This window comes from Sneathiella sp. (assembly GCF_036844445.1).
GTDB lineage: Bacteria > Pseudomonadota > Alphaproteobacteria > Sneathiellales > Sneathiellaceae > Sneathiella.
In genome coordinates, this window is record NZ_DAIUFV010000006.1 from 153,278 (window position 1) to 166,833 (window position 13,556).

General features: G+C 59.1%; 12 protein-coding genes. 8 read left to right on the forward strand and 4 right to left on the reverse strand.

What is annotated here, in order from left to right; translation table 11 throughout:
- Window positions 1-73: 73 nt before the first annotated feature.
- Entirely contained in the window at window positions 74-1,303 is a 1,230-nt protein-coding gene (locus V7Z56_RS13000) for a multidrug effflux MFS transporter (RefSeq protein WP_334129931.1), read from the reverse strand.
- A gap of 270 nt (window positions 1,304-1,573) precedes the next feature.
- Here V7Z56_RS13000 and V7Z56_RS13005 point away from each other — a divergent pair, with 270 nt between their 5' ends.
- From V7Z56_RS13005 to V7Z56_RS13020, 4 genes are all read left to right on the forward strand, one after another.
- Window positions 1,574-2,935 carry an MFS transporter gene (locus V7Z56_RS13005; RefSeq protein ID WP_334129932.1) on the forward strand — a complete coding sequence of 454 codons (1,362 nt, stop codon included), beginning with the start codon at window positions 1,574-1,576 and terminating at the stop codon, window positions 2,933-2,935.
- 20 nt (window positions 2,936-2,955) lie between these two features.
- A complete protein-coding gene (locus V7Z56_RS13010) occupies window positions 2,956-3,714 on the forward strand; it encodes an SDR family oxidoreductase (RefSeq protein WP_334129933.1) in 759 nt (252 codons plus the stop codon).
- 76 nt (window positions 3,715-3,790) lie between these two features.
- Window positions 3,791-4,639: a pirin family protein gene (locus tag V7Z56_RS13015; RefSeq protein WP_334129934.1), complete on the forward strand. Its 849-nt coding sequence runs from the start codon at window positions 3,791-3,793 to the stop codon at window positions 4,637-4,639.
- Window positions 4,640-4,716: 77 nt separating this feature from the next.
- On the forward strand, window positions 4,717-5,943 hold the full coding sequence (locus V7Z56_RS13020; RefSeq protein WP_334129935.1) for an NADH:flavin oxidoreductase/NADH oxidase family protein: 1,227 nt from the start codon (window positions 4,717-4,719) through the stop codon (window positions 5,941-5,943).
- Between the two features lie 16 nt (window positions 5,944-5,959).
- Here the strand turns inward: V7Z56_RS13020 and V7Z56_RS13025 are convergent, their stop codons facing one another.
- The 3 genes from V7Z56_RS13025 to msrA form a co-directional block, all read right to left on the reverse strand.
- Window positions 5,960-6,574, reverse strand: a complete 615-nt coding sequence (locus V7Z56_RS13025) for a 2-hydroxychromene-2-carboxylate isomerase (RefSeq protein ID WP_334129936.1) — start codon at window positions 6,572-6,574, stop codon at window positions 5,960-5,962.
- 1 nt (window position 6,575) lies between these two features.
- Window positions 6,576-7,502 carry a DMT family transporter gene (locus V7Z56_RS13030; RefSeq protein ID WP_334129937.1) on the reverse strand — a complete coding sequence of 309 codons (927 nt, stop codon included), beginning with the start codon at window positions 7,500-7,502 and terminating at the stop codon, window positions 6,576-6,578.
- Window positions 7,503-7,630: 128 nt separating this feature from the next.
- Window positions 7,631-8,272: a peptide-methionine (S)-S-oxide reductase MsrA gene (gene msrA / locus V7Z56_RS13035; RefSeq protein WP_334129938.1), complete on the reverse strand. Its 642-nt coding sequence runs from the start codon at window positions 8,270-8,272 to the stop codon at window positions 7,631-7,633.
- 257 nt (window positions 8,273-8,529) lie between these two features.
- Between msrA and V7Z56_RS13040 the strand changes: the two genes are divergently transcribed.
- The 4 genes from V7Z56_RS13040 to V7Z56_RS13055 all read left to right on the forward strand — a co-directional run bounded on the left by V7Z56_RS13040 (window position 8,530) and on the right by V7Z56_RS13055 (window position 13,552).
- On the forward strand, window positions 8,530-10,845 hold the full coding sequence (locus tag V7Z56_RS13040) for a methyl-accepting chemotaxis protein (protein WP_334129939.1): 2,316 nt from the start codon (window positions 8,530-8,532) through the stop codon (window positions 10,843-10,845).
- Window positions 10,846-11,162: 317 nt separating this feature from the next.
- Window positions 11,163-11,960 (forward strand): ABC transporter ATP-binding protein, encoded by a 798-nt coding sequence (locus tag V7Z56_RS13045; protein ID WP_443023814.1) that lies wholly within the window; start codon window positions 11,163-11,165, stop codon window positions 11,958-11,960.
- Window positions 11,957-12,670, forward strand: a complete 714-nt coding sequence (locus V7Z56_RS13050; RefSeq protein WP_334129941.1) for an ABC transporter ATP-binding protein — start codon at window positions 11,957-11,959, stop codon at window positions 12,668-12,670. Before V7Z56_RS13045 ends, V7Z56_RS13050 begins: the two co-directional genes overlap by 4 nt.
- A gap of 9 nt (window positions 12,671-12,679) precedes the next feature.
- Window positions 12,680-13,552: a branched-chain amino acid ABC transporter permease gene (locus V7Z56_RS13055; RefSeq protein WP_334129942.1), complete on the forward strand. Its 873-nt coding sequence runs from the start codon at window positions 12,680-12,682 to the stop codon at window positions 13,550-13,552.
- The last annotated feature ends 4 nt before the right edge of the window (window positions 13,553-13,556 follow it).

Below are 13,556 nucleotides of genomic sequence, written 5' to 3' on the forward strand. Positions count from 1 at the left end.
CAGATTAAGGGAAAGTGTACTCAAGTTTGTTCACCCAGAGCAATGGCAAACTGAGGGCGGCGGGTCGGCAATCCTATACGCCCCCGTCCATGCGCCGGGGTTTGCGTTCCGTCCACAGCATGGTGAGCAGCGACAGCGCGCCGAGACCGGCAAGACTGAACATCAGCGGGTTGAGCGTGCCATCGAACATCTGGGCAATCATCGTTCCCATGCCCATCGACATGAAAGTGGTGAGGGATCCGATCACCGCCGACGCGACGCCGGCGATATGGCCAAGCGGCTCCATCGCGAGCGCGTTGAAATTGCCGAACAGAATGCCGAAGCAGAAAAAGAGCGCCGTCAGGAACACCAGCAGCGTCCAGAAGGGCGGGATGCCGCCGGAGAGATATGTATAGATCGCATACAGCGTCGACAGGAGAGTCAGGCTCAGGAGCGAGATGAAGGAGAGCCGCTGCATGCCGAAGCGGATCACGAGATGCGCATTCAGGAAGGAGGAGAGCCCGAGCGCGAGCGCAAGCGCGCCGAAGTAAACGGCGAACATGTCACCGACTTTGTAAACATCCTGAAAAATCTGCTGCGAGATGGTGAGATAGCCGATGAAGGCGCTGAAGATCAGCCCGGCGACGAATGTGTAGCCGAAGGCCGCGCGGGTCATGATGACTTCCTTCGTCGCATGCCAGATGCGGCCGAGAGACAGGGGGACACGGCGCTCGCGCGGGAGCGTCTCGCGCTGGCGAAAGCCGAACCAGACGAGCGTGCCCGCGCCAAGCAGGAAAAGCGCAATGAAGATCATCCGCCATTCGGCGACAAAGAGGATGAGCTGGCCGAGCGAGGGGGCGAGCACCGGCACGAGGATAAACACCGTCATCACGAGCGAGACGAATCGCGCCATCTGCCGTCCTTCATACTGATCGCGGATGAGCGCGAGCGTGACGATGCGGGGGGATGCCGCCCCGATGCCCTGAAGGAACCGGCCGATCAGCATGACGGTGAAACTCGTCGCAAAGACGGACAGCAGGCAGCCGATGAGAAACAGGGCGAAGCCGAAATATATAACAGGTTTGCGCCCCGTGCTGTCGGAAATGGGACCGTAGAAAAGCTGGCCGATAGCAAGCCCCAGAAACAGCGAGGAGATAACATATTGCCGGTCGTTCGGATCGCCCGCCTGCAGGTCCGTGCTGATCTCGAAAAGGGCGGGCAGCATCACGTCGATCGAGAGCGCCACCATCGAAATCATCAGGGCGAGGAGCACGACCTGCTCGATAAATCCAGGATTTCCGGAGGCGGCTTTTCTGTTGGTCATGGTACTGGCTTTATAAATTGCTTCGGGAAAGCGGATAAAAAATAGCGGGCCTGCAGCCCGATAAATAATCAGTCGCCCGGCACTATAACCGAACTTTACGGGCTGCACAGACTGTTTTTGATCAAACAGAAGCCTTTAGAGTGGGCAAATCCGCATCGGCTGGACGCATGGCTGCGGCTTTTTCCGTTTCATCCCGCGCGCATAGTGGGTTAATCTCAATCCATGCTGGTGGGACGGTCCGGTTGTTAATAACGAAAAACGGGGAGCGGCATGACAGGGAAGCATCACACAAGGGCGCCGCGCGGCATAAATGCGCTGCTCGCCCGGACACCTTTCTTTTACGGTTGGGCAGTGGTCGCCATTGTCTTTGTGACGATGGGCATCGGCGTCAATGTGCGCACGGCCTATTCGCTCCTGTTCCCGGCGATCCTGAATGAATATGGCTGGGACCGGGCGACGACGGCGGCGGCATTTTCCATCGGCTTTGCGATCGGCGCCATCCTTGCGCCGGTTATCGGCAAGCTGCTCGAATTCATTGCTCCGCGCTTTATGATCTCGTTCTCGGCGATTTCCGTAAGCCTCGGGCTGCTGCTCTCGACCATTGCGACAGAGCCCTGGCACTTCTATATCACGCTCGGCATCATGGTGGTCGGATCGGGGATCGTGATGACCTATGTCGGGCATTCGATGTTCCTGCCGAACTGGTTTCAGCGTCGCCGCGGCCTCGCCGTGGGGATCGCCTTCTCCGGCGTCGGGATCGGCTCGATCGTCCTGATGCCGCTCATTCAGGAGACCATCAGCGCCGACGGCTGGCGTGAGGCATGCTGGCTGATGGCGGGCCTGCTGCTGGTGATCGTGCTGCCGCTCAACTTTTTCTTCCAGCGCAAGCAGCCCTCCGATATCGGCCTGCATCCCGATGGTGATGCGGCCCCCGGTGAAGCGCAGACAGCGGCGCAACAGGCGGCGGCCGATCCGATCGTCGACCACGACTGGGTCAATACCGACTGGACACTCGCCAAGGCCGTGCGGACGGCCTCCTTCTGGTGGCTCGCGCTCTCCTGCGCGAGCGCGCTCTATGTCTGGTACGCGGTGCAGATCCACCAGACCAAATATCTCGTCGAGATCGGCTTCTCGCCTATGGAGGCGGCGTCCGCGCTTGGCCTCGTCGGCCTCGCCGGGGTGCTCGGGCAGATCTATCTTGGCAGCCTTTCCGATAAGGTCGGGCGGGAATGGGTCTGGTCACTCTCGCTGCTCGGCTTTTTCCTGAGCTGTGTTCTGCTGCTCGCCATGGAGGATCTGCCAAGCCCCGTCATAATGTACGCCATGGTCATTCTGCAGGGTGGGCTCGGCTACGGCGCGGCGACGATCTTCGGCTCGATGCCGGCGGATCTCTTTCAGGGGCGGGGCTACGGCTTTATCTTCGGCACCGTGAGTACGCTCGCGCTGGTCGGCGGCGCTGTCGGCCCCTGGCTGACCGGCTATTTTTACGATCAGGCCGGTAATTATCACCTTGCATTTTACGTCATTCTTGGCATGTCTGTGATTTCGATTGTCTCGGTCTGGCTGGCCGCGCCGCGGAAACGGCGGCTTGTTGCCGGTCAGGCGCGAAAGCGGGCGCTGGCGCAGCAATAACAAAAAAGTTGGAGGTGAAGATGGGCGATAGCCGGAAGATTGCAGTAGTCACGGGGGCAAGCGCGGGGATCGGGCGCACGGTCGCGCTTGCGCTGCTTCGGAGCGGCTACAGCGTTGCCCTTGCCGGGCGTAACCGGGCGGCCCTCGAGGAGACGCAGGAGATGGCGGGCGCGAACGCGGCGCATGCGCTCATTGTCCCGACGGATGTGGCAGACCCTAAAGCCGTCGATGCCCTCTTCGCGGCGGTGAAAGAGACTTACGGCCGGCTTGATCTCCTCTTTAACAACGCCGGGATCGGCGCGCCGCCCGTGCCGGTGGATGAGCTTGGTATCGATGTCTGGCAGAATGTGGTGAATACCAATCTCAACGGCGCCTTCTACTGCGCGCGGGCAGCGTTCGGGATGATGCGGCATCAGTCGCCGATGGGCGGGCGGATCATCAATAACGGATCGATCTCGGCGCATGTGCCGCGCCCGTTCAGTATCGCCTATACCGCGACCAAGCATGCGATCACCGGCATCACCCGCACCTTGTCGCTCGACGGGCGGGCCTATAACATCGCTGTCGGACAGATTGATATCGGCAATGCGGCAACGCCGATGACGAAGGCGATGCAGCAAGGCGTCCTGCAGGCCAATCTCCAGGTCGCCGCGGAGCCGGTGATGGATGTCGAAAATGTCGCCTCGGCGGTTCTCTACATGGACAGCCTCACTCTCGACGCCAATGTCCAGTTCATGACTGTCATGGCAACGAAGATGCCCTATATAGGCAGGGGATGACGGGGGCTTTAAACTCCCTGATGAGTATCTATATTTGGAACAATCATTCCATATAGAGAAGAGAAAGGTCGATCCAATGTCCAGAATTCGTGAAGTCAGCCGCGTGATCCTCTCGCAGGTCGCCTCCGACGGGGCGGGCGTCAAGCTGCGCCGGTCCATCGGCAGTGGCCAGATATCGGAGCTGGATCCCTTTCTGCTGCTCGATAACTTCGGCACCGAAAATCCCGATGACTATATCGCTGGTTTCCCGTCGCATCCGCACCGTGGCTTTGAGACCGTCACCTATATGATCGAGGGGCAGATGAGGCATAAGGATTCGATTGGATCCGAAGGCGTTCTCGGCCCCGGCAGCGTGCAGTGGATGACCGCCGGCCATGGTATCATCCATTCCGAAATGCCGGAGCAGACGGAAGGCCGGATGAGCGGCTTCCAGCTTTGGGTCAATCTTCCGGCGAAGGACAAGATGTGCCGTCCGCGCTATCAGAATATCGAGCCTGAGAATGTCCCGGAGGTCGAGCTTCCCGGCGCGAAGCTCCGTCTTATCGCCGGCGAGGTTGAGAGTGATACGGGCGTTGTAAAGGGTCCGGTCACGGGCGTTGCGACCGATCCCATCTATATCGATGTGATGCTGGAGGCGGGCGGGGCGTTCGAGCATGCGATCCCCGAAGGGCATACAGCCTTTGCCTATGTGTTTGAGGGCAGCGTCAATGTGAGCGGCCGCGACGTCGCGCAGCATCATCTCGCGATCCTTGGGCAGGGCGATCACGTGCGCCTTTCGAGCGAGACGGGCGGGCGCGCCATTCTGGTCGCCGGTCGGCCGATCGGGGAGCCCGTCGCGCGCTACGGCCCGTTCGTCATGAATACGCCTCAGGAAATCCAGCAGGCCGTTCGTGATTTCCAGACCGGGAATTTTCTCGCCCATTAAGTGAGACGGGGAAGGCATCGCCTTCCCCGTTTTTAATTGTCACCCTCAAGAATGACGAAAGAAAGAACGGACCTGACATGAGCCTTGATATTGCCTCCTCCCTAACACTTCCCTGCGGCGTGACCGCGAAGAACCGCATCGCCAAGGCGCCGATGACGGAAGGCCTTGCCGATCCCCTGAACCGGGCAACGGAGCGCCACGTCCGGCTATATCGCAAATGGGCGGAAGGCGGCGCGGGCATTCTGATTACCGGCAATGTGCAGGTCGATCGGCGCTATCTGGAGCGGCCGGGCAATGTCGTCATCGATCAGAACGGAGGACTTGAGGAGCTCCGCGCCTTCGCTGCCGCAGGAACCGCGAACGGCACGCTTCTCTTCATGCAGATCAACCACGCCGGACGGCAGACACCGGTTCGCGTCAATCCGACGCCGGTCGCGCCCTCCGATGTGGCGCTGGCGCTTCCCGGAAATGCGTTTGGCGCGCCGCGCGCGCTTCTGTCTGATGAGATCGAGGATATCATCCGCCGCTTTATCCGCGTCGCGGAAGTGGCGAAAGAGACCGGCTTTTCAGGTGTGCAGGTCCATGCGGCGCATGGCTACCTGATCTCGGAATTTCTCTCCCCGCTGGCTAATCGGCGCGACGATGAATGGGGCGGCAGCCTTGAGAACCGCGCCCGGCTGCTCCGCCGTGTCGTGCAGGGCATTCGCACCCGCGTCGGGGCGGACTATCCGATCTCGGTCAAGCTCAACTCGTCGGATTTCCAGAAGGGCGGCTTTGATTTGGAGGATTGCCTGCAGGTCGCCCGCTGGCTGGAGGAGGACAGCGTCGATCTTCTGGAAATCTCCGGCGGCAACTATGAGAACCCGGCGATGATGATCGGCGTGCGGGGCGCGGAGGAGATCCGCGAAACCACCGTTACCCGCGAAGCCTATTTCCTCGATTATGCCAAAAGCATTCGCGCCGCGACGAAAATTCCGCTGATGGTCACGGGCGGGTTTCGCAGCCGCGCCGCCATGGATGCGGCGCTCGAAGGCGGCGATGTAGATGTGATCGGCATCGGCCGGCCGATGTGTGTTGATCCCGATGTCCCGAACGCGCTGCTGGCCTCAAGGGAGGCTGGCGCCGTCTCCTATGAAGCGACGATCAAACCCTCGAAGGCCGGGCTCGGCTGGTTCTGCCTCAATCTCATCCGCCTTGCCGATGATCAGGAGCCCGACCGCGAGATGGCCGGAGCGGATGCGATCACGGCCTATCTCGCCAATGAGGACGCCACCGCCGCCGCGCTGGAAGATTTCAAGATATAACCGGTTAATATAAAATTTAACGGTTTTTCTGTCGCAGGATCTCTTTCTCGACGGCCTCCAGACGATCTTTGCCGAAATAGATTTCATCACCCACGAAGAATGTCGGCGCGCCGAAGCAGCCGCGCTCGGCGGAAGCCGCGGTGTTAGCGAGCAGCTTTTCCTTGATCGGCGCTTCCTGTATCCGGGCGAGGAAATGGTCGCCGTCGAGACCTGCCGCATCCAGAACTTCTTTGATGACGGCGGGGTCGTCCATTTTCTTTTCCTGCTCCCACATCGCGTTCAGCATCGTCTCAACGTAAAGCTTTGACGTTCCTTCATCTTCGGCGACGATGGCGCCGCGCATGATCTGCAGCGTATTCACCGGGAAATGCGGGTTCATGCGAAAGGCGCTTAGATTGTGTTCTTCGATGAAGCGCCGCATCTCAAGACGCATATATTTCATCTTGTGCGGGATCTCGGCAAACTGCTGAACGGGGGAGGCGTTATTGGTCAGCTTGAAGACGCCGCCGAGCAGGATCGGGAAATAGCTGAAGGCAACGCCCGTGCGGGCCTCGATCTGCGGGATGACCTTGTGCGCCAGGTAACAGTTAGGGCTTCCGAAATCATAGTGAAATTCGACTTTTACGGTCATCTCATCCTCCCGCTGCGGCGGCATTTCTCTGCCGGTTGAGTTTCAGCTCCCGATGCGAAACAAAGGTCGCTGCCCCGAGAATAATCGCTCCGCCCGTCAAAACAAAGGGGTCAAGCGGATCGCTGAACATCAAGACGCCAAGGATTGTCGCCCAGACGAGCTGCAGAAAATTCAGCGGCTGCGTCAGCGTGATCGGCGCGGCCTGGAACGCCCGCGTCAGCGCGTAATGGCCGAGGGTGGCGATGCCGGCGGTGAGGGTCAGCCACAGGAACTGCGCGAGCGTTGGCGTCTGCCACTGGATGATGGTTGCGGGGATCAGCGTGATCGTACAGCCGAGCGACAGCATCCCGACGATAACGGTCGAGCTTTGCGTCTGCGTCAGTTTTTTTGCGATCACGAAGGATGCGGCAAAGAGCGGCGCTGCGCAGAGCTGGGCGAGCTGACCGAGGTTAATCTCCTGAAACCCCGGACGCAGGATGATCATCGTCCCGAGCAGCCCGCAGAAGATCCCGAAGAGACGGTGCATCTGCAGCCCTTCACCAAGAAAGAGGGCGGCGCCGATGAAGATGAAAATCGGCGAGACATAGCCGATCGCAACGACCTCGGCGATCGGAATATTCGCCATCGCATAGAACCACAGCCCGACGCCGATGCCATGAAAGAGGCCACGGAGCACGAAAAGCTTCGTATCATTGCTGCTGATGCGCCCCGGCCAGTTCTTTATCACCATCGGCAGAATGAAAAGGGTGCCCATGAAATAGCGGATGAAAGCGGCTTCGGCTGCCGGGAGAGCGCCGCCGAGATAGCGAACGATGCCGTTCATCGCCACAAAAAGAAGTGTCGACAGTACCATCCACACGATCCCCTGCAGGGTTGTACTGTTCTTCAAACTACTAGAAATACCCACCTGCGCGCCTGTTCTTGTCATTATGCGGTTGCGGCGAAAGGTTCTGATCTGAACCGGAGATAATCGGGCTATCTTAGATCGCGTCGGGGACTTTGACTAATTATTTATTCGGCGGCCAGTAAGTTGAGGTGGCGCGGGCAGGATGGATCTCAGTGAGGCAAGATGCCGCGGTGCGCTTCCTTGCCCCAGAGATCGGCTATGCGCGCATCGCGTCCGCAACTGAAGCGGTAGTATTTATAGCGCACGGGATTTCGGGCGTAGTAGTCCTGGTGATAATCCTCAGCCGGGTAGAATGCGGTTGCGGTGCGAATGACGGTGACGATCGGATCGTCAAGCTGACCGGCCCGCTGCAGCGTGACTTTCGATTGCGTGGCGATCTCTTTCTGAGCGTCGCTCAGTGTGAATATCGCCGTTTTGTAGCTGTCGCCCCGATCACAGAACTGACCGCCGGCATCAGTCGGATCGACGCTGCGCCAAAAAGTGTCGAGCAGCTTTTCATAGGAGACGATATCCGGATTGAAGGTGATTTTGACAGCTTCATAATAGCCGGTTCCGCCTGCCGATATCTGCGCGTAAGTCGGGTTCGGTGCATCCCCGCCGATATAGCCAGAGATGGTCGAGAGAACGCCCGGAACATAATCAAAATCGGCTTCCACGCACCAGAAGCAGCCGCCGGCGAATATGGCAGTTTCCTCGGCGGCGCGCGCTTCACTCGGCCGCAAAAGCGCCGCGGCGAGCAAGAGAGAGATCACCAAGAGAAATCGGGTTGTCGGGAGCGCGGCCTTGCTCATGGGCTTCCCTGCGGGTTGCGGATAATTCACGCAGTTTGACGCAGCGGGAATGCAAACGCCAGCCGATATCGCTTTTGCCCATTCACAATTCCGTAACCGGCCCGGGGAAGGGGAGGTGGCGCGCCAAGTTGCATAAGCTCAAAAATACACGCGTTAATACTAACGGGTTGTTAATCATTGTTCGATATGTGTGACCCTTGAAGTTCAATTTAATGCGAGGCTTGAAGCGTATGCAGGGAGCAAGAATAAATTCATGGTTGAAACAGCTTTCGACCCTTTTTAACCGCAAGGGCGGCGCGGGCCGGGTGCAATTTGGGATCGGGCCCCGCCTGCTCGCCGCGTTCTCGGTCGTTGCTGTTTTGACTGTCGCTATTTCCGTAGTGAGCTGGATCAGCCTTGGCCGGCTGAGCTCGGCAGAGAAGGAACTGGTGGATCAGCAGCTTCCGGCAATTACCCTCGCGCTCAATCTCGCCAATGAAACGACGGCCCTGACCGCCGCGACGCCGCAGCTCAGCTCGGCAACGAGCGAGGCGGAACGCCGTCAGAGCTACAACCGTATTACTGATGCCGCCAAAACGGCCTCGGAAAGGCTGGAGGCCCTCGGACATTATATGGCCGATGACAGCTCTCTCAAGGACGTCAATGTCGGCCTTACCGAGATTCAGAAAAGCCTCACCCTGCTTAATGAGCAGGTGCAAACGCGGCTTGAGCATGCCGCGCGCCTCGAAACCGTGATGCCCAAGCTGACGGAAGCGCGCGACGTTCTCGACACGGCGCTCAACACGTTGCTGCTGCCGCTTCGCGTGCGTATGTTTGAAAATGCGGACAACTGGAAGGGCATGCTCAAGACGGCGGTTGAAGAAGCATCGAACGGCGTGGCGGGGAAATATGACACCAGCACCCTGTCGCGGGAGTCTGCGGCCATCCTGTCCACGCAGGAAGATATTTTCATGTTCAAAAGCAACGGCTATCAGATGCTCAATCTGCTGTCGGCCGGCTTGCAGGCGACGGATGTCGAGACGGTGAAGGAACTCGAAGCCATTTTCCTCTCCTCCATCTCGACGGTCAGCGGTCCTCTGAATGACCTGGAAGGCACGACGCCTCCGGAAATCTTCAACAAGCTTTCCGCTCTATTCGAAGACTTCCTGACGCTCGGCGTGAAAAACAACAGTGAAGACTCGGTCAATATCTTCCAGACCCGCGTGCTGGAACTGGAAGCAGGACATGCGGCCGAGAAAATAGTCACCCAGAGCCAGTTCCTCGCCGGCGCGCTGGTTCAGAATGTGCACAGCTTCACCTCTAAGGTTGAGGGATCGCTCGCCGAAGCGACGGCGGCGAACGAGGTGCTCGCCGACAATACGCGGATGACGCTCCTGGTCTGTGCGCTGGGTACGCTGCTCGCGACAGTCGCCATCGGCTGGTTCTACGTGCGTCGCAATATCATCCGGCGGATGATGCTGCTCGTCGCCTCGGCGGATCGCCTCTCCGAGGGGGATCTCAACGCCGATATCTATCGTGACGGCACGGACGAAATTGCCCGGATGGGTCATGCGCTGGTCGGCTTCCGCGACATGGCGCGCGATGCCGAGAAAGCGCGCATGGAAGCGGAAGAAGCGCGCCAGCAGCGCGAGGCCGAGAAGGCCCGCCGCGAGGAAGAGCAGCGTGAGGCGGAACGCGCCGCGCGCGAAGAGCGGGAGCGTCTTGAGAAAGAGGCGGCCGAGACGAAGGAACGGGAGCGCAACCAGCTTGCCGATACTTTTGAGGGCAGCGTCAAGCATCTCGTCGAGAAGTTCGCCGCCGCGGCATCGGAAATGACAAAGATGTCGCAGTCGATGGCCGTCTCCGCCGAGGATACGGCGGGACGGACGCGGACGGTTGCCTCGGCATCCGATCTCGCTTCGTCAAGCGTGAATGCCGTTGCCACGGCGACGGAAGAGCTGACCGCCTCCATCAACGAAATCAGCCGTCAGGTCAGCGACGCCGCCTCGATCGCGGGTGAAGCCGTCTCGGAAGCCGAGCGGACCAACCAGATGGTGACCTCCCTCAACGAGGCCGCGTCCCGGATCGGCGCCATTGTCGATCTCATCAATGACATTGCTGGCCAGACGAACCTTCTTGCGCTCAACGCCACCATCGAGGCGGCGCGCGCGGGCGATGCGGGCAAGGGCTTCGCGGTCGTTGCAAGCGAGGTGAAGAATCTCGCCGCGCAGACTGCGAAAGCGACGGAAGAGATCTCCGAGCAGATCAAGGCCGTTCAGGAGGAAACCGGCAATGCCGTCGGCGCGATTGGCGGAATTACCGTGACAATCGGCAAGATCAACAGCATTGCGACGATGATCTCCGCCGCCGTCGAAGAACAGGGCGCTGCAACGGATGAAATCTCCCGCAGCGTTCGCCAGGCCGCGGACGGCGCGCAGGAAGTTCTGCAGAACATCAACCTCGTACGGGACGCTGCCGCCTCGACCGGCGAGACCGCGCACGAAGTGCAGGAAGTCTCCAACCAGCTCGCAAAAGAGGTGAAGGACCTTGATCATGAAGTCGAGAGCTTCCTTGGAAGTATTCGCGCAAGCTAAGAATTAGCAACTAATACATTAGTATTATCATATGCTCTGGATGATTGAATGTTAATATTTCAATCTCCGGAGCATATTCATTTTCTGGCCACAGCATTTCTCATAAACAATTGATAATCCAATACATTAAGAACTACTGATAAAATTTTCTCTAGCCAAAGCGAGAATAATCAGGCACAGTTACCCGCGAATAACGAATAACGAACGTTTTTAACTGGGAGGTGGACGCCTAGGCGTCCGGAAGCGTTTCATATTTCGTGTGATATGCATCTGGGAGCTTATGCATCCATAAGCTGTGATTGGATAAAATACTCAACCTGGAAACGTCTTCGGATGTTTCGGCGACCAACGCGTTACTGGCTGTCCGGAATGTCGGCGTTCGTTTCGGCGGCATTGTCGCCCTAGATGGTGTGTCGTTTGACATCGCACCGGGTCAGATCGTCGGTCTGATCGGACCCAACGGTGCAGGGAAAACCACGCTTTTCAACTGTATCAGCCGGCTTTATGAGGTCAATTCAGGCGATATCCTCTATTGCGGGGAATCGATCCTGAAAATGCCGGTGCATAGAATGAGCGGCATCGGTATCGGCCGCACGTTTCAGAACCTCGCGCTCTTCTCGAACCTCAGTGTTCTCGACAATATCATGATCGGCGGGCACTCGACGGGCAAATCAGATTATTTCAGCAATGCCCTTCACCTGCCGTGGACCCGGCGGGAGGAGCGCGAGCTGCGCGCCCGGGCGATGGAGATGTTGCGTTTCATGGCACTCGAAGAAACGGCATTGCAGCGCATCGGCGGGCTTCCCTTCGGCGTCCAGAAACGCCTGGAAATCGCCCGCGCCCTGCTTGGCCGGCCGAAGCTCCTGCTGATGGACGAGCCGGCGGGTGGCCTCAATCACAACGAACTTTCACTTCTCATCGAAACGATCCGCCGGATCAGGGACGAGTTTGGCACGACCGTCCTGCTGGTGGAGCATCACATGGGGCTGGTTATGGCGGTGTCGGAGAAAGTCGTCGCGCTCAATTTCGGACGCAAGCTGGCGGAGGGCGCGCCGGCGGAAATTCAGCGCCATCCCGATGTTATTGAGGCTTATCTTGGGACGGGTAAAAAATGAGTCGGTTGCTTGACGTAAAAGGCCTGCATGCATCCTACGGGCTGTCGAACGTCCTTCATGGTCTCGATTTCAGCCTTGAGAAAGGCGGCGTGACGGCAATTCTCGGGGCGAATGGTGCCGGGAAAACCACCACGCTTCGCGCGATCAGCGGGATGATCAGCCGGCGCGGGGAGATCAGGATCGAAGATGTCGACATCAGCAATATGGCGACGGCGGACATCACCCGTCAGGGGATCGCCCATGTGCCGGAAGGGCGCGGCACCTTCGTGCGCATGTCGACGGAGGATAACCTCAATCTCGGCGCCTACAGCCGCACCGACAAGGCGGGCATCGCCGAGGATATCGAGCGGGTCTACAGCTATTTCCCGATCCTTAAACAGCGGCGGACGCAGCAGGCCGGTACCTTGAGCGGCGGCGAGGCGCAGATGCTCGCGGTCGGCCGGGCCTTGATGCTGCGCCCGCGCCTGCTTTTGCTCGATGAGCCGTCCTTCGGCCTTGCGCCGCTGATCGTGCAGGAGCTTTTCGCGATCCTGAAGCGGATCAATGCGGAGGAGGGGGTGAGCATGCTGCTGGTCGAGCAGAACGCCGCGCTCGCGCTGGAAATGGCGGATAACGCCTATCTTCTGGAAACCGGCAACATCGTTCTTTCCGGTACCTCGTCGAGCATTCTGGAAAACGAGACCGTTCGGCGGTCTTACTTGGGCTATTAGGAAAATTCCATGGATCTTTTTCTGCAACAAATGCTGACCGGGCTTGCGAACGGCGCGATTTACGCCTGTCTCGCGCTGGCGGTGGTGATGATCTATCAGGCGATCGATCACTTCAATTTCGCGCAGGGCGAAATGGCGATGTTCAGCACCTATATCTGCTGGTCGATGATCGCTGCGGGGATCCCCTACTGGGTCGCCTTCGTTCTGACCGTCATCATATCCTTCCTCGGCGGGCTGGCGATCGAGCGGATCATCATCAAGCCGCTTTATAAAGCCTCGGTGCTTGGCCATGTGGTTGTCTTTATCGGCCTGATCGCGATTTTCAACAGCCTTGCGGGCGCCATCTGGGATCACACCATCAAGACGTTTCCCTCGCCCTTCCCGAGCGGTTCCTTCGGCGGGCTGATCGGGCTGCATGAAGTCGGCATGTTCTTCATCACCCTGATCCTTCTGCTTGCCATTTTCTGCTTCTTCCGCTTTACGCGCATCGGCATGGCGATGCAGGCCGCGGCCGCCAATCCCGTCTCGGCCGAGCTGGTCGGCATCCGGGTCGGCTGGATGCTGGCGCTCGGCTGGGGTCTCGCGGCGGCGATCGGCGCGGTTGCCGGGATGATGATCGCCCCCATCGTTTTCCTCGATCCGAATATGATGCTCGGCATTCTGCTTTACGGCTTCGCGGCGGCCATCGTCGGCGGCATTTCGAGCCCGGCCGGCGCCGTCGCCGGCGGCTTTATCGTCGGCATCATCGAAAATCTGGCGGGCACCTATATTCCCGCGATCGGAAGCGAGCTCAAGCTGACGGTCGCGCTCGCGCTGATCGTGATTGTCCTGTTGTTCAAGCCAACCGGCCTGTTCGGCAAAACCATTGTGACAAGGGTGTGATAGT

Excerpts from the sequence above, each read along its gene's own strand:
- V7Z56_RS13000 (WP_334129931.1), bottom strand. The coding sequence starts at position 1,303 with ATGACCAACAGAAAAGCCGCCTCCGGAAATCCTGGATTTATCGAGCAG.
- V7Z56_RS13005 (WP_334129932.1), top strand. The coding sequence starts at position 1,574 with ATGACAGGGAAGCATCACACAAGGGCGCCGCGCGGCATAAATGCGCTG.
- V7Z56_RS13010 (WP_334129933.1), top strand. The coding sequence starts at position 2,956 with ATGGGCGATAGCCGGAAGATTGCAGTAGTCACGGGGGCAAGCGCGGGG.
- V7Z56_RS13015 (WP_334129934.1), top strand. The coding sequence starts at position 3,791 with ATGTCCAGAATTCGTGAAGTCAGCCGCGTGATCCTCTCGCAGGTCGCC.
- V7Z56_RS13020 (WP_334129935.1), top strand. The coding sequence starts at position 4,717 with ATGAGCCTTGATATTGCCTCCTCCCTAACACTTCCCTGCGGCGTGACC.
- V7Z56_RS13025 (WP_334129936.1), bottom strand. The coding sequence starts at position 6,574 with ATGACCGTAAAAGTCGAATTTCACTATGATTTCGGAAGCCCTAACTGT.
- V7Z56_RS13030 (WP_334129937.1), bottom strand. The coding sequence starts at position 7,502 with ATGACAAGAACAGGCGCGCAGGTGGGTATTTCTAGTAGTTTGAAGAAC.
- msrA (WP_334129938.1), bottom strand. The coding sequence starts at position 8,272 with ATGAGCAAGGCCGCGCTCCCGACAACCCGATTTCTCTTGGTGATCTCT.
- V7Z56_RS13050 (WP_334129941.1), top strand. The coding sequence starts at position 11,957 with ATGAGTCGGTTGCTTGACGTAAAAGGCCTGCATGCATCCTACGGGCTG.
- V7Z56_RS13055 (WP_334129942.1), top strand. The coding sequence starts at position 12,680 with ATGGATCTTTTTCTGCAACAAATGCTGACCGGGCTTGCGAACGGCGCG.